Origin of the sequence: Mycetocola lacteus, assembly GCF_003667575.1 — a bacterium.
GTDB classification, from domain to species: domain Bacteria; phylum Actinomycetota; class Actinomycetes; order Actinomycetales; family Microbacteriaceae; genus Mycetocola; species Mycetocola lacteus.
Genome location: NZ_RCUY01000001.1, coordinates 174,173 through 192,292 on the forward strand (window position 1 = coordinate 174,173; position 18,120 = coordinate 192,292).

19 protein-coding genes are annotated in these 18,120 nt (G+C 63.6%); 3 read left to right on the forward strand and 16 right to left on the reverse strand.

The features are described 5' to 3' along the window. Positions 1-8: 8 nt before the first annotated feature. The gene (locus D9V34_RS18015; protein WP_245991796.1) at positions 9-641 is read right to left on the reverse strand and encodes a twin-arginine translocase TatA/TatE family subunit; all 633 of its coding nucleotides are present in this window, start codon (positions 639-641) and stop codon (positions 9-11) included. Between the two features lie 87 nt (positions 642-728). Here D9V34_RS18015 and D9V34_RS00785 point away from each other — a divergent pair, with 87 nt between their 5' ends. Then, positions 729-1,358 (forward strand): O-methyltransferase, encoded by a 630-nt coding sequence (locus D9V34_RS00785; protein WP_030148514.1) that lies wholly within the window; start codon positions 729-731, stop codon positions 1,356-1,358. 113 nt (positions 1,359-1,471) lie between these two features. On the opposite strand, the gene D9V34_RS00790 is transcribed toward D9V34_RS00785, so the two are convergent. From D9V34_RS00790 to dapE, 6 genes are all read right to left on the reverse strand, one after another. After that, positions 1,472-2,578: a substrate-binding domain-containing protein gene (locus D9V34_RS00790; protein WP_121687052.1), complete on the reverse strand. Its 1,107-nt coding sequence runs from the start codon at positions 2,576-2,578 to the stop codon at positions 1,472-1,474. A gap of 45 nt (positions 2,579-2,623) precedes the next feature. Further along, positions 2,624-3,880, reverse strand: coding sequence for a multiple monosaccharide ABC transporter permease (mmsB, locus tag D9V34_RS00795; protein ID WP_121687304.1), 1,257 nt, complete (start codon positions 3,878-3,880; stop codon positions 2,624-2,626). Positions 3,881-3,885: 5 nt separating this feature from the next. Then, the gene (mmsA, locus tag D9V34_RS00800) at positions 3,886-5,436 is read right to left on the reverse strand and encodes a multiple monosaccharide ABC transporter ATP-binding protein (protein ID WP_121687053.1); all 1,551 of its coding nucleotides are present in this window, start codon (positions 5,434-5,436) and stop codon (positions 3,886-3,888) included. Positions 5,437-5,642: 206 nt separating this feature from the next. Next, on the reverse strand, positions 5,643-6,689 hold the full coding sequence (locus tag D9V34_RS00805) for a LacI family DNA-binding transcriptional regulator (RefSeq protein ID WP_121687054.1): 1,047 nt from the start codon (positions 6,687-6,689) through the stop codon (positions 5,643-5,645). 253 nt (positions 6,690-6,942) lie between these two features. After that, positions 6,943-7,116 (reverse strand): DUF3117 domain-containing protein, encoded by a 174-nt coding sequence (locus D9V34_RS00810; RefSeq protein ID WP_121687055.1) that lies wholly within the window; start codon positions 7,114-7,116, stop codon positions 6,943-6,945. Positions 7,117-7,437: 321 nt separating this feature from the next. Beyond that, positions 7,438-8,538, reverse strand: coding sequence for a succinyl-diaminopimelate desuccinylase (gene dapE, locus D9V34_RS00815; protein ID WP_121687056.1), 1,101 nt, complete (start codon positions 8,536-8,538; stop codon positions 7,438-7,440). Between the two features lie 135 nt (positions 8,539-8,673). Here dapE and dapD point away from each other — a divergent pair, with 135 nt between their 5' ends. Both dapD and D9V34_RS00825 read left to right on the forward strand, forming a co-directional pair. Then, on the forward strand, positions 8,674-9,639 hold the full coding sequence (dapD, locus tag D9V34_RS00820) for a 2,3,4,5-tetrahydropyridine-2,6-dicarboxylate N-succinyltransferase (RefSeq protein ID WP_121687057.1): 966 nt from the start codon (positions 8,674-8,676) through the stop codon (positions 9,637-9,639). A 148-nt stretch (positions 9,640-9,787) separates the two neighbouring features. Beyond that, entirely contained in the window at positions 9,788-10,519 is a 732-nt protein-coding gene (locus tag D9V34_RS00825) for a CYTH domain-containing protein (RefSeq protein ID WP_121687058.1), read from the forward strand. Here the strand turns inward: D9V34_RS00825 and D9V34_RS00830 are convergent. From D9V34_RS00830 to D9V34_RS00870, 9 genes are all read right to left on the reverse strand, one after another. Then, entirely contained in the window at positions 10,516-11,628 is a 1,113-nt protein-coding gene (locus D9V34_RS00830) for a hypothetical protein (protein ID WP_121687059.1), read from the reverse strand. The two genes, D9V34_RS00825 and D9V34_RS00830, sit on opposite strands and share 4 nt — an antisense overlap. 76 nt (positions 11,629-11,704) lie before the next feature. Continuing rightward, on the reverse strand, positions 11,705-12,496 hold the full coding sequence (locus D9V34_RS17395; protein WP_147441571.1) for a hypothetical protein: 792 nt from the start codon (positions 12,494-12,496) through the stop codon (positions 11,705-11,707). Between the two features lie 18 nt (positions 12,497-12,514). Beyond that, positions 12,515-13,675, reverse strand: coding sequence for a hypothetical protein (locus D9V34_RS00840; protein ID WP_121687061.1), 1,161 nt, complete (start codon positions 13,673-13,675; stop codon positions 12,515-12,517). Further along, complete coding sequence (locus tag D9V34_RS00845; RefSeq protein WP_121687062.1) at positions 13,675-13,968, reverse strand: hypothetical protein; 294 nt, start codon at positions 13,966-13,968, stop codon at positions 13,675-13,677. Before D9V34_RS00845 ends, D9V34_RS00840 begins: the two co-directional genes overlap by 1 nt. Then, on the reverse strand, positions 13,965-14,219 hold the full coding sequence (locus tag D9V34_RS00850; protein ID WP_121687063.1) for an SAV_915 family protein: 255 nt from the start codon (positions 14,217-14,219) through the stop codon (positions 13,965-13,967). Before D9V34_RS00850 ends, D9V34_RS00845 begins: the two co-directional genes overlap by 4 nt. 322 nt (positions 14,220-14,541) lie before the next feature. Continuing rightward, complete coding sequence (locus D9V34_RS00855; RefSeq protein ID WP_030148499.1) at positions 14,542-15,849, reverse strand: citrate synthase; 1,308 nt, start codon at positions 15,847-15,849, stop codon at positions 14,542-14,544. A gap of 182 nt (positions 15,850-16,031) precedes the next feature. Continuing rightward, positions 16,032-17,162 (reverse strand): succinyldiaminopimelate transaminase, encoded by a 1,131-nt coding sequence (gene dapC / locus D9V34_RS00860; protein ID WP_121687064.1) that lies wholly within the window; start codon positions 17,160-17,162, stop codon positions 16,032-16,034. Between the two features lie 2 nt (positions 17,163-17,164). Further along, entirely contained in the window at positions 17,165-17,485 is a 321-nt protein-coding gene (fdxA, locus tag D9V34_RS00865; RefSeq protein WP_121687065.1) for a ferredoxin, read from the reverse strand. A gap of 41 nt (positions 17,486-17,526) precedes the next feature. Next, on the reverse strand, positions 17,527-18,042 hold the full coding sequence (locus D9V34_RS00870) for a DUF6113 family protein (protein WP_147441572.1): 516 nt from the start codon (positions 18,040-18,042) through the stop codon (positions 17,527-17,529). Positions 18,043-18,120: the final 78 nt, after the last annotated feature.

Genomic DNA, 18,120 nt, shown 5'->3' on the forward strand with positions numbered 1-18,120 from the left:
AGGGAAGACTAGGTCGCGTCGGGGTCGAACGGGGCGTTGAGGACGGGGTCGCCGGCCATGATTGCGCGCAGTCTCGCGGTCGCATCGGCGCTGATCCTCGGGCCTGAAGAGTAGCCACCCGAAGAGAAGCCGCCCGCCGAGTAGCCGCCCGCAGCGGCCGAGCCAGCAGAGCCGGAGGTTCCGGCACCCGAAGATACCGAACCGGCAGCACCCATACCGGAGACCCCCGGGTTACCCGCCGAACCTGGTGAAACCGGGGAGCTTGACGCCCCCGCCGACGCGGTGAAGCCGGCACTCGCACCGGCCCCCATCGCCGATGAAGCAGAGGGTCCAGAAGACCCGGGGGAACCAGCCGAGGCGGAGGCTCCCGGCGTATCCGACATCTCATCGGTCAGGGCCTCGCGGATGATACGGCGCGGATCGTACTGGCGCGGGTCGAGCTTTTTCCAGTCGACCTCGTTGTACTCCTCGCCCATATCGTCCTTCAGACGATCCTTGGCGCCGGTGGCCATCTCGCGCAGCGAGCGCACCAGACGGGCCAGCTGGGAGGCCAGCTGCGGCAGACGTTCAGGGCCCAGCAGAAACGCCGCAAGCACGCCGATGATCAGCAGCTTGTTGAACGATAACCCGAGGTCAAACACCCCTTCAGCTTACCGCGCCGCGTCGCACTCCGCGCACCCTGTCCGCCCTGTAAAGTAGGGGACATCGTTTCCATGGGAGGGAGCCACGTGTCCGAACAGGATTCCAATTGGAAGTACGCCGACGACATCGTTATCGAGTCCGAGGCCATCGGGCGCGCACGCTCGCAGTCGCTTGAGTTTGGGTTGACCCCGGTCTCCCCCGCGCTCGGCGCTCAGCTCGCCGTGTTTGCCGCGGCCAGTCGCGCCGCCAACATCATCGAGATCGGTACCGGTGCCGGCGTTTCGGGACTGTGGCTGCTGGAGGGTTCGGCCACATCGGTGCTCACCACGATCGATCACGAACCCGAGCACCTCGCCGCCGCCAAGCAGGCCTTTGCCGACGCCGGCATCCCCTCCTCGCGCCTGCGCCTGATCGGCGGTCCGGCCCTCGACGTCCTCACCCGGATGAACGAGAACAGCTATGACATCGTGCTGGTCGATGCCGATCCCGCCCAGGTCATCGAAACCGTCGAGCACGCACTGCGCCTGGTGCGTCCCGGCGGCACCGTGCTGGTCCCGCACGCCCTCTGGCAGGGACATGTGGCAGACCCCGCCAAGCGCGACGACATCACCACCGCGTTCCGCACCCTGGTGGAGGAGATCGCCGCATCCAGCGCCGTGGTCAGCGCCCTCTCCCCCGCGGGCGACGGCTTGCTGCAGCTCACCATCCGCGCCTAACCACCCACAATAAAAGAGGACCGGCCAGGTGGCCGGTCCTCTTTTTTGTGCCGATTCACGCCGCAGCGGGCGGGATCCGAAGATCCCGCCCGCCGTGGGTTCGCCACTCGGTGTTACTTGGTGAGCGGTGCGAGGGTGGGGTCGTTGGCGTAAGCCTCGGCCGCGTTGGCCTTGGTCACGATGACCGGGGGCAGCAGGTAAGCGGGAACGATCTTCTTACCGTTGTCGTAGTCCTTGTCGTTGTTCGTGGTGACCTTCTTGCCCTCCTGGAGCTCCTTGACCATCTCGATGGACTGCTTGACCAGGTTGCGGGTGTCCTTGTTGATGGTCGAGTACTGCTCGCCCGCCATGATGGACTTGACCGACTCCACCTCGGAGTCCTGACCGGTTACGATCGGGAGCTGCTTGCCGGCAGCCTTGACCGACGCGATGATCGCGCGGGCCAGGGTGTCGTTCGGGGACAGCACACCATCCAGCTCGGTACCCGCGTAGTTGGCGGCGAGCAGGGTGTCCATACGGTTCTGAGCGTTCTCAGCCTTCCAACCGGCGGTGGCGGTCTGCTTGATGTCGGTCTGACCCGAAACAACCTTCAGCGTGCCATCGTCGATCTTGGGCTGCAGCACCTTCATCGCACCGTCGAAGAAGACGGCCGAGTTGGCGTCATCGGAGGAACCCGAGAACAGCTCGATGTTGTAGGGGCCCTCGGCCTTCTTGGCCTTCATGCCGTCGAGCAGGGCCTGACCCTGCAGCTCGCCAACCTTGAAGTTGTCGTAGGCCACGTAGTAGTCCACGTCCTCAGTGTTGAGGATCAGGCGGTCGTAGGCGATGACGGTGACGCCGGCGTCCTTTGCCGCCTTGACCTGCGGGCCCAGCTGGCTACCATCAGCGGCACCGATGATGATGACCTTGGCGCCCTTGGTTACCATGGACTGGATCTGGTTCTGCTGGTCCTGAACCGGCGACGAGGCACCGGCGTACTGAACGTCGCCCTTGAATCCGGCTTCCTTCAGACCGTTGGTGAAGAGGTCACCGGCGAGAACCCAGTTCTCACTGGTCTTGGCGGGCAGTGCCACACCGATCAGCGAGTCCTTCGCGAAGCCGGCAGCGTCGCCGCTCGAGGAGGATGAGGGGGTACCTGCGTCACGGCTGGAGCAGCCGGCGAGGGTGAGTGCCGCAGCAGCCGCGATGGCGACGGTGGCAAGTGCAGTCTTGCGGAACATAGCTTTCTCTTTCTGTTTTGTGATTGTGGTGATGCGAGGAAAAATTTAGGACTTGTTGACCGGGACGCCCAGCTCGTCACCGTTGCGGTTGCGACGGGAGGTGAGGGCACCGATCACGGAGAATCGACCGCTGTTCTTGTTGATCACGTCGATGGCAACGGCGGCGAGGAGCACGAGGCCCTTGATGATGAGCACCTTGTCGGAGCCCACACCGATCAGCTGGAGACCGTTGTTCAGGAAGGCCATGACCAGACCACCGATGATCGACCCCGGAACGGTTCCGATACCACCGGCCACCGCCGCACCACCGATGAAGACGGCGGCGATCGCGTCGAGCTCCCAGTTGGTACCGTCCATGGCACCGGCGGCACCGGCACGGGCGATGTAGAGCATTCCGGCGAGGGCCGCGAGCATCGACATGTTCATCATGACGAGGAAGTTGATGCGCTTGGTGTTGACACCGGAGAGCTCGGCAGCCCGCTTATTGCCACCCACCGCGTAGATGTGACGGCCGATGATGGTGCGGCGAGTCAGGAACGAGTAGAGCAGGATCAGGACGATGAGCACAATACCCGAGTTCGGGAAGCTCTTGCCCACGTCGGCACCGGCGAACAGGAAGGTGGCGAAACCGATAATCGCGGTCAGCAGGGCAAGGCGGACCACAACCACCCAGGTCGGGACGGCTTCGGCACCGGTGCGCACGGCGGCGCGACGGGCACGAAGGTCGCGCCAGATCACCGCGATCACGGCGACCAGACCGAGGAGCAGGGTGAGGTTGTTGAACCCGGTGTTCGGGCCCACCTCGGGCAGCACACCGGCGAGGAGCGACTGGTAGTCGTTCGGAACCGGAACGGCGGTGGAGTTACCGATCATGAGCTGCAGACCGCGGAAGAGCATCATGCCGGCGAGGGTCACGATGAACGCGGGGATGCCCACATACGCCACCCAGAAGCCCTGCCAGGCACCGATGATCAGACCCACAACCAGACCGGCGACGATAGCCAACGGCCAGGGCACGTTGAAGTCGTTCATCATCTTGGCCACGATCACGCCGGTGAGGGCGGCAACCGAACCGACCGAGAGGTCGATGTGGCCGGCGATGATCACCATGACCATACCGATTGCCAGGATCAGGATGTAGGAGTTCTGCGAGACGACGTTGCTCAGGTTGGTGGGCAGCAGGGTCGCGCCGTCGGTGAGACCGTTGAAGAGCAGGATGATCACTACCAGGCTGACCAGGATGCCCAACTGACGCAGGCTCGAGGTGTTGCCGTTTCCGAAGATCTTCTTCAGGTCTTTGATGCCGCTCATGCTGCATTCGCTTTCTTTTGGGTGGCGGTCATGCTCTTCATGAGCAGTTCTGGGTCGGCCGTTTCGGCCGTGAATTCGTTGGTGATGGCACCCTCGAAGATCGTGTAGATCCGGTCCGAAAGGCCCAGCAGCTCGGGGAGCTCGGAGGAGATCAGGATGATGCCCTTCCCCTGTGCGGCGAGCTGCTGGATGATCGTGTAAATCTCAAACTTTGCACCGACGTCGATGCCTCGGGTGGGCTCATCGAGAATCAGGATGTCCGGGTCGGTGAACATCCACTTGGCGAGTACCACCTTCTGCTGGTTTCCACCGGACAGGGTGTCCACGCCGCTCTCAACACTCGACGTCTTGATGCGCAGCTTTCCGCGGTAGTCTTCGGCGACCTCGTGTTCGGCACCCTCATTGACCACTCCGGCGGAGGAAATCTTGGAGAGCTTTGCCGAGACGACCGAGCGCTTGATGTCGTCCAGCAGGTTGAGCCCGAGGGCTTTGCGGTCCTCGCTCACGTAGGCGATGCCGTGCTTGATTGCCTCGGCCACGTTGCGAATCTGGATCTCCTGGCCGTCCTTGATGATGGTGCCCGAGATGAAGTTGCCGTATGAGCGCCCAAAGACGCTCATCGCCAGCTCCGTGCGTCCGGCACCCACCAGCCCGGCCAAGCCCACGACCTCGCCGCGGCGCACGTGCAGGGTCTCGCCCTTGCACACCAGGCGCTCGCTCGAGGTGGGGTGCTGGACGGTCCAGTCGTGAATCTCGAAGAAGTTCTCCCCCACGGTCGCGATGCGATCGGGGAAGCGGGACTGGAGACTGCGTCCCACCATGCCACGGATGATCCGGTCCTCATCCACAGCGCCCTCGTCCACCCGGAGGGTTTCGATCGCGTGGCCGTCACGGATGATGGTGATCGAGTCGGCGATCTGGGCGATCTCGTTGAGCTTGTGGGAGATGATGATCGAGGAGATTCCGCGGCCCTGCAGGCCCTTGATGAGGTCGAGCAGGTGCTGCGAGTCGGTCTCGTTGAGGGCCGCGGTCGGCTCATCCAGAATGAGCAGCTTGACCTGCTTGGCGAGCGCCTTGGCGATCTCCACCAGCTGCTGCTTACCCACACCGATGTCCTTGATCTGAGTGTCGGGGTCCTCGCTCAGGCCCACCCGAGCGAGCAGTTCCACGGCGGCGAGGCGGGTGGCCTCCCAGTCGATGGCTCCACGCTTGGTGACCTCGTTGCCGAGGAAGATGTTCTCGGCGATGGAGAGTTCGGGGATCAGCGCGAGCTCCTGGTGGATGATCACGATTCCGGCGGCCTCACTGGCGCGAATGTCGCGGAAGCGCTGCACCTCGTTCTGGTAGACGATGTCGCCGCTGTAGCTTCCGAACGGGTACACCCCCGACAGAACCTTCATGAGGGTCGACTTCCCGGCACCGTTCTCGCCACAGATGGCGTGAACTTCGCCGGCGCGCACCGCCAGGTTGACCTCGGAGAGGGCAAGAACACCGGGGAATTCCTTGGTGATGTTCACCATCTCGAGGATGTTGGGCTTAGCGGCCATCGGGGAACACCTCCCGGATTCGGGTCGGCGCGATGATGACAGTGAGCATGGCTCCCTTTCGCTGGACAACGTTGTCACTCCCACTCTCGGAGTGGGGCTTTTGGTCCAAATGTGACCGTTCACATTTGGTATCAATAAATTAGGCCCAACCCGGTGAGGATGTCAATCTCGGAGAGATAACGATTCTTCTGGGGGGCCAACTACGGCTAGTTTTCGCGGTTCTTCTCGGGCCAGTTCTGGCGTGTCGGAACCCGGGCGGAGGACTCACGGACCAGCAGCGGGGCCGGCAGAATGACCGACCGCGCACCCTCTCCCTCGAGCTGCGCGATCACCTCCTGCACCATCCGCCGACCCACGGCGGAAAAGTCCTGCCGCACGGTGGTCAGCGGAGGGAAAAAGTGACCTGCATCGGGGACGTCGTCGAAACCCACCACGCTCACATCCTCGGGCACCCGCACCCCGGCCTCCCGAAACGCGTGAATGAGCCCAAGCGCGACCTGATCGTTGAGCGCAAACACCGCGGTGAACGGGTCGCCGCGCAGCAGCTCCTTGCCCGCCTGATAACCAAAACTCGCGGTGTGTTCGCCGAGGATCGGCGGGTGCATGCGCAGCTCGGCCTCCCCGATTGCCGCCAGGAACCCCTGCATCCGTTCGTCGGCCTCGATCCAGTTTTGGGGGCCACCCACATGCAGAATCTCGGTATGACCAAGCTCGATCAGGTGCTGAACCGCCTGATAGGAGCCCTGATACTGGTTGACGGCCACGTTGAAGGCCCCGGGTCGATCCAGCGAGTCCGCCACAAACAGCGGCACCCCGGGGGCGGCCGCGGCCACGGTGGATACCAGCTTGGCCTGGGGCGCGATCACCACGATCGCCTCAACTCCCTGGGCGAGGAGGCGCTCGATGTCGTCCTCGACACCCACGCCGATTCCCATCGCGGTGACCAGCGCCAGCCGGTAGCCGTTAGCGTTGGCCTCCTGCTCCATCGCGATCATGATGGCCTGCGGACCGTACAGCGCGGTCGAATGAGTGGATAACACCCCGATCATGCGGGTGCGCTGACTGGCCAAAACCCGCGCCGCCTGGTTGGGCCGATACCCGATTTCCTCGATCGCGGCGAGCACCGCGAGCCGGGTTTTATCCCGGATCTTGGGTGAGTTATTGAGCACCCGGGACACGGTTTGGTGGGACACTCCCGCGGCCGCCGCGACATCGCGGATATTGGGTGCCCGACCGGCTGGTCGTGCGTTCACTAAGACTCCTCAGAGCTGTGCGGGAAAGCGGCGATGCCACCCGCAAATAAGAATTCCGGGCCTCACAAGGCGAGCGGTGGCCTTCCCGGGAGCAGGGCCGAAACGAGTCGGCGCGGCTACCTTCCACACGATACAACACGTCCGCATACACGCCACGAACTTTATTCGCGACACGGTCGAATCGTTTCGACGGGTCCGACAAATCCGCCCCGGCATCTGAACACAGACGCCGGGGCGGTTGATGGGAGTGAGCCTATGCGGGCGCCACGACCCCCGAGAGTACCTGGTGAAGTTCCTTCGCCTCGTCGTCGTTCACGGAGACCACGAGTCGTCCGCCCCCCTCAAGTGGGACACGCACGATGATCAGGCGCCCTTCCTTCACGGCCTCCATCGGTCCGTCCCCAGTCCTGGGCTTCATCGCTGCCATTCGGTTCCCCTTCCGTGGTTTCCTGTTCCCATTATCAGCCATTTGGGGCACCCGTGGAAATCCAAGGCGACTTATGACGATCCAGACAACCCGACATAACGGACATGGAATGTCGCCGCCGCCGTGCTTCCATCGAACTTCGGATCACCGCCTAAGCGGGACCTGATCGGGTGTTTACCTGACTGCACCGATCACTAACAGCAAACCCGACAGGATGCAATTTGCGTCAGTAAATCCGCCTATTGTTAATATCACCGGTGCGGCAAAAACCACCGAAATTGGACGGAATATCCTCGCTCGGTGAGGTGTCGAAGGTGGCTTTTAGTCCAAATCGGAGGTGCTCAACCAGGCCCGCAGACCCCGTTCGCAGTCCTCGATTTCCGCCACCGCGACGCGCTCATCATCGGCGTGGGCACGCAGCGGATCGCCGGGTCCATAATTCACCGCGGGGATTCCCAGAGCCGAGAATCTCGCCACATCGGTCCACCCATACTTGGGCAGCGCGGGCACTCCCAGTGCGGTGAGGAATCGCTTCGCGAGGGGGGCGTCGAGACCCGGACGGGCACCCTCGGCGCGGTCCACCACGGTGATATCCCACTCGCCAAACAGATCGGTGAGGTGGGCGATGGCCTCATCGGCGCTCTTATTCGGAGCGAAGCGGTAGTTGATGTGCACCATGCACTCGTCGGGAATCACGTTGCCGGCGATGCCGCCGGTGATTCCCACGGCATTCAGACCCTCGCGGTAGACCAGGCCCTCAACCTCGATCTGGGCGGGCTGATAGGCGGCAAGCTTTTCCAAGATCGGGGCGGCCGCGTGGATCGCGTTCTCCCCCACCCAGGCGCGCGCCGAGTGTGCGCGCAAACCGCGGGTACGCACCTCAATCCGCACGGTTCCGTTGCATCCCCCCTCGATTTCGGCGCGGGTCGGTTCACCAAGAATCGCGAAGTCGCCCTCAAACAGGTCGGGGCGAGCCTCGGCGAGCAGGCGCAATCCGTTGAGGTCGCTGGAGACCTCCTCGTTGTCGTACCACATCCAGGTGATGTCCACCGCGGGATCGGTCAGCTCGGCGGCGAGCGCCACCTGCACGGCCACGCCCCCCTTCATGTCCACGGTCCCACGTCCGATCAGGTGGTCGATTCCGTCGACGAGCTCGCGACGAATCGGCAGGTTGTTGTTGATCGGGACGGTATCCACGTGCCCGGCGATGATCACCCGCTGGGCACGGCCCAGGTTGGTGCGCGCGGTCAGGGTGTTGCCGTGACGGATCAGTTCCAGGTGGTCGAATCCCTCGAGGGTTGCCACCAGACGATCCACCAGGTGGGCCTCGGCACCGGACACCGAGGCTTCATCGCAGATCTCACGGGTGAGCTCCACGGTTCCGGCGGACAGGTCAAACGGGAGGGCGATAGGCGTGGACATACCCTCGAGTCTAGGGTGTTCGGGCAACCCATCACGCCCGGATATCGGAGTGAATATCGCCGGAAACCGCGAATTCGCAAGCATGTGCAGCGACACACAGACGCGTATCCGGCGCGAATTCGCTAGCCTTACAGCATGAGTGCAACAGATTCCGCCGCGACCCCCGCCAACGCCTGGGGCTATGGCCTCGCGACCATCACCGACGCCGGTACCGTCCTGGACACCTGGTACCCCGCACCCGAGCTGGGAACCCTGCCCGAGGGGCGCGAGCGCTGGTTCACCCCCGCCGAGATTGAGGATCTGACCGGACCGGATGAGCGCCGCGGCGTGCGTCTGGAAGCCGTGACCGTGGAGATCACGCTGTCCGAGGCACCCGCCAGCACGAGCGACGCCTACCTGCGTCTGCACCTGCTCAGCCACCTCAAGGTGGCCCCCAACACGATCAACCTCGACGGAATCTTTGCCTTCCTGCCGAACGTCATGTGGACCACCGCCGGACCGGTTGAGCCCGAATTCTTCGACGCCAACCGCCCCCGCCTGACCCGCGCGGGCATCAGCCCGGTGGGCCTGGACAAGTTCCCGCGTCTGCTGGACTACGTGAGCCCCGCCGGTGTCCGCATCGCCGATGCCTCCCGAGTTCGCCTCGGCGCACACCTCGCCCCGGGCACCACCGTCATGCACGAGGGCTTTGTAAACTTCAACGCCGGCACCGTGGGCACCTCGATGGTTGAGGGCCGCATCTCCCAGGGTGTCGTGGTGGGCAACGGCTCGGACATCGGTGGCGGTGCCTCGATCATGGGCACCCTCTCCGGCGGTGGAACTCAGCGCATCACCATCGGCGAGCGCTCGCTGCTGGGTGCCAACTCGGGTATCGGCATCTCGATCGGTGATGACTGCGTGGTGGAGGCAGGTCTGTACGTGACCGCCGGCACCAAGGTCACCCTGCTGGATGGCGACCGCGCCGAACCGCGCCGGGTCAAGGCCGCCGAGCTCTCCGGTGTGGCCAACCTGCTGTTCCGTCGCAACTCGCTGAGCGGTGGCGTGGAGGTCCTGCCGCGCTCGGGTGTGGGCATCGTCCTGAACGCAGCGCTGCACGCGTAGGCATCTTGTACACAACCGGCCGGGGCGATTCGCTCCGGCCGGTTGTGTGTTTTTCCACTGGTCATCTCGCGCGGCCCCGCCTGTTTGTGTGTCCGCTCGCGTCGGTTCGTCCTTGGTGCGGCGAGGCGATTAGCGGCACACTGGAATCATGACTGCTTCTGGTGCCCGCGAGATCGAACGCAAATATGACGTCCCCGATGCGGCGGTGCTGCCGGATCTGACCGCTGCGGTCCCCGGCCTGCTGGCCGACGCTCCCCACACGTTTGAGCTGGCCGCAACCTATCTGGACACCGCGGACGGTGACCTGGCCCGTGCCCGCACCGCGCTGCGACGCCGCGAGGGCGGGCACGATGCCGGCTGGCACATCAAGGCCGACACCCCGCAGGGACGATTCGAGACTCAGTGGCCGCTGGACGAGCCGGTCGATTCCGCTTCCTCTTCCTCAATCGATGAGGCCTCGGCTGCGGCAGCCGTGGGATCGGCGACTAACGGGTATTCCGCCGACGCAACCCCGGTCGTGATCCCCGAGGTCATCCGCACCGAGCTGGCCACCCGGCTGGGCCTGGATGACGCGATCTTCGCCCCGATTGCGATCCTGCGCACCACCCGCACCATCGTGACCCTCCGCGACTCCGACGGCAACGTTCGGGTCGAGATCGCCGATGACACGGTCATCGCCCACGACGTTTCCGCCGACATCACCCGCACCTGGCGCGAGTGGGAGGCCGAATTCCTGCCGCTGCCCGGTGCCACCGCAAACGACGAGGCCGCCGAAGCCGAGGCGAACACCCTGCTCGGAGCGGTCGAGGCTCGCCTGGCCGAGGCCGGCGCGGTCGCCGCCTCCTCGCACTCGAAGATCGCCCGCGCGCTGGGCCGCTAGCCCTCCACCGCTACCCAGGTGGCGGCAGTGTCCACCGCATCATGAGGAGCGCTCTCCGGTGCCCCGATGTGGCCCCAGGCCGCGGCGAGCGTGCACAGGACAATAACCGCGGTGGCGATCAGCAGCGTCCACGTGGATCGGGTGCGCCGGATCCACCAGGCGACCACCGCACACACCAGGGCCGCTCCAGCAAATGCGGTGATGGCCAGGCTGGGAACCTGATCGGGTGACAGGGTTTTGGGGGCGGTGAGTCCGAGTCCAAAGGTCGCGATCCGATCGTGGGAAAGCAGCCACGCTATCCCCGCCATGAGCAGCGCGGCCATGCTCAGGGCGTAGGCCGCACGCTGGGCCCCGGCTCGCGAGTGATGCCGAATATCCGGGGCGTCTCGATGGGCGAAGACGCGGGCGCTGGCGCGTAAACCAACAACAAGATACAGGGAGAACACGTATCCGGCGATGCCGGCCCACCCGGCACCCACCATGAGGATCAGCAGCTGAAACACGGCAAAATCGCCGAGGAAATAGGTGCTCTCGTCCGCGGTCAGGATGATTCCCGCAGGAACCCCTACCCCGATCACAACCATCACCGGTGTGAGGATGCGCCAAACCAGGTAGCGACGTGCCGTGGATTCGCGCTCGGGTTGACACAGAACGACCGCCACAAGAGCCCAGACGACCAGGGTACCGGCCCCTACCAAAATGGTAGGCCATCCGGTTTCGGGGTTCTCAGACTGCCCAGCTGGGGGAAGCAGCGTGTGCGCAACCGCCTCAATCGTGCTGAGCGTCAGCACAGGTGCGCCCGCGGAGCATCCCAGCAGAATGGCCGCCACAAGGACGAGACGGCGGTGGGTGTTACTCAGGCGTCGGATGGTGTTTGCTGCGTGCGCGACCACGATCGATCCCAGCAGAATGACCAGCGCACTCATGCTGACCGCTAGCCCGGTGACGCTATCACGACCCGCAATCTGCGGCACCGCCAGGCCGAGCAGAATGATGACGGTCCCGGCGACGGTCCCGATCAGTGTCAACCGTGCCTGACGCCAGCCGCGCTGAAGCGCACGGTGGTCCCGAACCGTGTCCGGAGTGATGAGCGCAACGGTGTCAACCATGCGCCGAGCGTACAGCACCGCCCCCGGTGGCCTGCAACCCCCGGAAGGCGCTGGTTTCATACCATTCGAGCGTCCGCTAGGTGCCGGTGACCACCGCCAACGCGCTCCGCGGATCGGTCAGGAGGTGTCTCTGCTCCGCATGGTCGCGAAAATAGATGATGATCTCCGCCACCGTTACCGGGTCCGAGGCCAACTGCGATTGTCCACGAACGTACATGGAACCGTCGGCATCCGAGATCATAACAACACGAGCGCGGGTCACCACGCCTACAGAAATCGCTCGCAGATCTTCCCACAAGATCAGTGTCACCTTGGCGTGTTGAGGCTCTCTCCAACGCAGCCCGACGGGTGATACTTCCAGACCGCGAGGACCAGGGACAAGTAGCCGTCGAAGTAGATAAGCCAGAAGCCCAGTACCAATACCGGTCGTAACAACCCCAGCGACGAAGCCGCCCGAGCGGTAATTGGCTCCGCCAGGCTTGGTCTGAAAGATCGGCTCCCACCCGGGAAGTACCCAACTCGCACAGAGCACAACTCCGAACGCGGTAAATGCAAGAAGGCTCAACACCAAGAGAATTCGTGGCACACGCTGCGGGGAAAACACGAGTGGCCCGGTATTTGGAACTCGGATCGAACCAGCTCGGATCCTCAGCGACGCATAAATCCCCGCCCCAGCGACAAAGCATCCCGTGAGCGCAAAAAGCCACATAGCCAGAGTGAAGGCTGCACTAGAGCTCGTCTGAGCGAGCGTGCCGGCGACTCCCCCAAAAACCGCTCCCAGAACGAAAACCATAATCGGCGGGCGCAACTTCAGGTAGTCGTGATCAGGCACAATTCGCGGGTTACGAACCCTAATACGGACCGTCATCTACCAATGCTCGCTGACCTATCCAAAGACATATCCGAAATCACCATTATCGATCGCTTCTCGAACATCGAGCGGTACACCGTTTTCCCAACCGCTTTTAACCGCGTATCCCCCCAGCACTGCCACGGCTGCAACAATAAGCGTCAATGCGACCGGTGGCAACGCAGTCCCAGGAGCCGCTGCTCCCAGAACTGCAGGCACGCCGTACCCGGCGACTGTCCCCAACCCAGCACCGCTTAGCCCACCGACAAGTTCAGCCGACCAAGACCCTCCAGCCCCGACAATAGCCATCCCAATCGCTACATCGATAGCCGGTCCGGCCAGCGGGACGACTTTGGTACCCACGCGGATTTTTTGGAGTTCGGCGCGGAGCGCGCTGCTTCTGATCCCGAGGTCTTGCTTCGAGAGTCCTTTGATCGTTGCACGTCGAGCAGGGTTATTTGAGCGTGCACGGGCGTTGAAGGTTTTGTAGTTTTCCGTTGCGATTCGTGCTTCCTCCGCATAAATCGGCTCATAGAAATTCCAACGACGCTGGGTATCGTCGAGATAGAACCCTCGGACAAATTCGTTGCCGAGCTGAAGTTTCGCGTAGGCATCGGCGAGGGGTTTGAACTCTTCCAAACGGGCAATGAACCCGCCCAGGTGCTCGGCAATCCAAACGTCCAGATCCGAATGCCAGACCTCAACATCGGTCTCGATCTTTCGATACCTGGCTATCGCGATTTGATACATTTCGGACGTCATGGGGACCAGGCACTCGCCGTTTGGGCCTACCTCCGTGTATGCCGGTGTTGGCGTACCTGCCGGAGCCATGAATTGTCTCGGGGCCAGGGGTGGTGCAATACTGTTGCCCGCCACAACCAAGTAGCTCTCGAGAGCGTCACTCGCCCAATCGGCAAACTTGTCACGTCCCCGTTCGAGTCGGCGTGCATATGCTCGAATTGCCGAGGCCGCATCGGCGACATAGTTATCAACCGGATCGATGCCCTGCGCGATCACCGCGGCCGCCTGCCGAAAGGCATCCCCACCCTCGCCCTGCCAATAGTCCAGCGAGTCGATTGACATGTTCAGTAAGCCGTTATGGAGCGTATTAACGGCATTGTTGAGCCCGGGATCAAGCCAATCGGCCAGGGTATACAGCGCCGCACTATCACCCGAGATCGTCAAATCAATACCCATCAGTCGGTCCAGTCTGCGGCAAACCGGTTGAGCGAATCGACGATGTCGTCCTCGGTCCGCATCACGTCATCGAGTGCGGCAGTGGCTACGGCGGTGAGGCCCACCGCGGCGGCGGCACTCATCCGGGCGGCCTCGCTGATGAATTCAACAATTGAGGCGATCTCCTCGGTCGCAGCACCGGCGTCCCCTCCACCGGGAAATTTGTCCCGCGCATCCAGCACGTCCTCGGCGAGGATGCGCGGTTTTTTCAGTACCTCCCCCATGGATTCGCGGTCCACCTGAATCATCGTCATCGTAGCTTCCCTTCTGCGCGCAGGTGGGCCCCGATAACCGGGTCAAAACTCACCACATCAAAGAGAAAAGCCTCCTTGATTTCCCCCAGCCGATCCGTCTGAACCACGATCCACGGTTGTTCCGGACCGCACTGTGTGGCGAGGCGATCAAGTGCGGTGAACGCCAGAAGTGCCCGCTTACCGTCGCCGTGTGGACGGACCTCCACAAACTGGCGACCCAGCTCATCAATACGGATCGGAAGATACAGCATCGGCGGGATGATCGTGTTCCGCTGTACGGGCTCACCGTTGACAGCTTCGTGGGGCGATCTTCGCCCTCGTAGAAGCCCCTCGCCGATTCGCTGTGTAGGCATGGGGGCAACGATAGGTGCCGAGGGCACACATGGCCATCCCCCTGTCACCAGCGGGTTTGCCTGTGTCGCATTGAGTATGAAACACCGACGGCTCCCCCACACGCAACAACGCCACCCTCAACAGAGGGTGGCGTCGTGGTGCGCGGGCTCGTTAGCGCTGCGGCAGATCGCGCTCGGGCTCGCCGATTGTCGGAGCAAGCACTGTACTGCTGCGGCCTCGTTAGCGCTGCGGCAGATCGCGCTCGGGCTCGCCGATATACAGTTGCTGCGGCCGCCCGATCTTGTTCTGCGGGTCGAGGTTCATCTCGCGCCAGTGGGCGATCCAGCCGGGCAGGCGGCCGATCGCGAAGAGCACGGTGAACATGCGGGTCGGGAAGCCCATGGCCTTGTAGATCACGCCGGTGTAGAAGTCGACGTTGGGGTACAGGCGACGCTCCTTGAAGTAGTCGTCCTCGAGGGCCAGCTGCTCAAGCTCCATGGCCAGATCCAGCATCGGGTCCTTGACGCCGAGGGCCTGGAGTACCTCGGTGGCGCTTTCCTTGACCAGTTTGGCGCGCGGGTCGTAGTTCTTGTAGACGCGGTGTCCGAAGCCCATGAGCTTGACGCCGTCTTCCTTGTTCTTGACCCGCTCGACGAAGCGCTTGACGCCCTCGCCGGAGTCCTGGATACGACCAAGCATCTCCAGCACGGCCTCGTTGGCCCCACCGTGCAGCGGGCCCGAGAGGGCGTTGATGCCCGCCGAGATCGACGCGTACAGGTTGGCACCGGTCGAACCGACCAGGCGCACGGTCGAGGTCGAGGCGTTCTGCTCGTGGTCCGCGTGCAGGATCAGCAGACGATCAAGCGCGGTGGAAAGCACCGGGTTGATCTCATAGTCCTCGGCCATGTTGCCAAAGTTGAGCTTGAGGAAGTTGTCTACGAAGCTCAGCTTGTTGTCCGGGTACAGGAACGCCTGACCCAGCGACTTCTTGTGTGCATACGCGGCAATCACCGGCAGCTTGGCCAGCAGACGAATGGTGGTCAGCTCGACGTGCTCGGGATCGTGCGGGTCGGCACCGGATTCGTAGTAGGTCGACAGGGCCGAGAGGGCACTGGAGATGACCGACATCGGGTGTGCGGTGTGTGGCAGAGCCGAGAAGAAGCGCTTGAGGTCTTCGTGCAGCAGGGTGTGACGGCGAATCCGCTCGTCAAACTCGCCCAGCTGATCGGCCGTGGGCAGCTCGCCGTAGATCAGCAGCCACGCCACCTCAAGGTAGGTGGATCCGGCAGCTAGCTGCTCAATCGGGTAACCGCGGTAGCGCAGGATCCCCTCGTCACCGTCGATATAGGTGATCTTGGACTTGGTTGCCGCGGTGTTCACAAAACCGTAGTCCAGTGCGGTCAGTCCGGTCTGGCGCGTCAGCGATGACACATCCAGACTGCTCGCGCCCTGGGTTGCGCCCAGGATCGGGAATTCGGCGCTGCCGCCCGCAAAGGTCAGGGTAGCTTTCTGCCCGGCAAGATCGTTGTGCGCTCCGTTGTCGCCCACGGTGCCTCCTTGGTTGATTTTCGCTCGTGGCCACCTGCGCAGTCGTCTACGCTGGCGGCCCGGGGTACGGCACTCGGGGTAGAGGCCTCATTTGGGGAAGGTTCGCTCCCATCCTAATCGGGTATTGAGATGGAAATTACGCCATCTCGATGTTCGGTTGGGATTCCCCGTTATTTTTCCGGCTACGCCGCCGGAGTTTGGTTCCCCTCGGTCGAACGTGCACGCAGCCGGGTTGCGGCGCGGGCAATGTCCGCATCACTCGCGGTCAGCGAGAGACGGACGTGCTGAGGGGAAAAGTCTCCGTAGAAGTGTCCGGGCCCGGCCATGATACCGAGTTCGGCGAGGTGTCCGAGTGATTCCAATGCTGGCTTACCCTCTGTTACCCAAAGGTAAAGACCCGCTTCACTTCCCTCCAGGGTGAACCCGGCGGCCTCGAGCGCGGGCAGCAGCACCGCGCGGCGGGCGCGGTAGATCTCCCGCTGCGCTGCCACGTGGGCATCGTCGCCGAGAGCCACGGTCATCGCGTGCTGGAGCGGCGCGGGCACGATCAGCCCGGCGTGTTTGCGGACGGTGACCAGGCGCGCAATCAGAGCGCTGTCTCCGGCCACGATGCCCGCACGGTACCCGGCCAGGTTTGACTGCTTGGACAGGGAGTAGATAGCCAGGCGTCCGGTACGGTCGCCGAGGCGGTCATCCAGGATGCTGGGGATCGGGGTTTCATCCCACGGCTCATCCCAGCCCAGCTCGGCGTAGCACTCGTCGTTGACGATCACCGCGCCCAGTTCGCGGGCGCGTTCGGCCCGCACAGCCAGATCCTCGATCGACCACACGCGGCCGTCGGGGTTACCGGGGCTGTTGAGCCAGATCAGGCGGGTCGATTCGGGCCACTCGGCTGGATCGTCGGCGGCCACAAACTCGGCACCGGCGATGGCCGCACCGATCGCATAGGTTGGGTAGGCCACGCGCGGTCCCACCACGGTGTCTCCCGTCCCGAGACCCAGCAGGAACGGCAGCAGCGCCACCAGTTCCTTGGATCCGATGGTGGGCAGCACGGCGTCAACACCGAGCCCGCTGGCACCGCGGCGACGGGCGTACCAGTCACCAATCGCGACCCGGAGATCTTTGGTCCCGATCGTGGTCGGGTATGCGTGGGCATCGGTGGCCTCGGCGAGCGCCGCCCGGATCACATCCGGGGTCGGGTCCACCGGGGAACCGATCGAGAGGTCAATCATCCCCTCGGGGTGTGATTTTGCCGTCTCGATAAACGGTGCCAGCGTGTCCCAGGGGTAATCCGGGAGCGGCTGCAGCGCCACCGTTAGCCCGCCTGCGGGGGCAGGGCGGAGATCACCGGGTGATCAAAGTCCAGGGTACCGAGCTTGGCCGCGCCGCCCGGGGATCCGATCTCCGAGAAGAATTCGACGTTGGCCTTGTAGTAGTCGGCCCACTCGTCCGGAAGGTCATCCTCGTAGTAGATGGCCTCGACCGGGCATACCGGCTCACAGGCACCGCAGTCCACGCACTCGTCGGGGTGGATGTACAGCGACCGTTCGCCCTCATAGATGCAGTCGACGGGGCATTCATCGATGCAGGCGCGGTCTTTAACATCCACACAGGGCAGGGCAATGACGTAGGTCACGGTGAAACGGTCCCTTCAGAACAGAACGAATAGAAAAGGTTTTAGGCGCGGTGCTCGGCGTTACCGGGCACCCCGGGTTGCTCGGGGATGCGACGCACGGGTGCGGTGAATCGCGGCCAGGCGATCACGATCGTGGCGATCAGCACGGGACCCAGGGTCCACACGAGCGAGTACAGCGACTGGTCGATCAGCACCGCGCCGCCCGGGCCCGGCAGGGTGAACAGGGCGATCATGCCCACCAGGCCGATGCCGGTGGCGATCACGGACCCGCGGCCGGGATAGAGCAGACGCATGCCCATCATCAGCGCGAGTGAGGCCAGGAGGCCCAGGAGGAGTCCGTAGGGGATCTCGACACCGGCAATGCTCAGGGTATTGGGGTGGGCAACCGTTCCGATTGCTCCCACCAGCGCACCCAGCAGGAATCCCAGCACCATACTCGGGATGCGTGAGGTCTTCGGCTCGGTTTCGGCCGGGCCCGCGGCGTAGGCGGGCGTCGTCACCACGGGTCCACTCGGAGTGCTCCGAGTGGGCTGGGGGAAATCGACAGGACTACTCACCCGGCTAGTCTACTCCGCCCTTCCCTGGGAGGTGCGCCGGGTGCCGATCTCGGACTCCGGTCTTCCGTGTCTACTTAG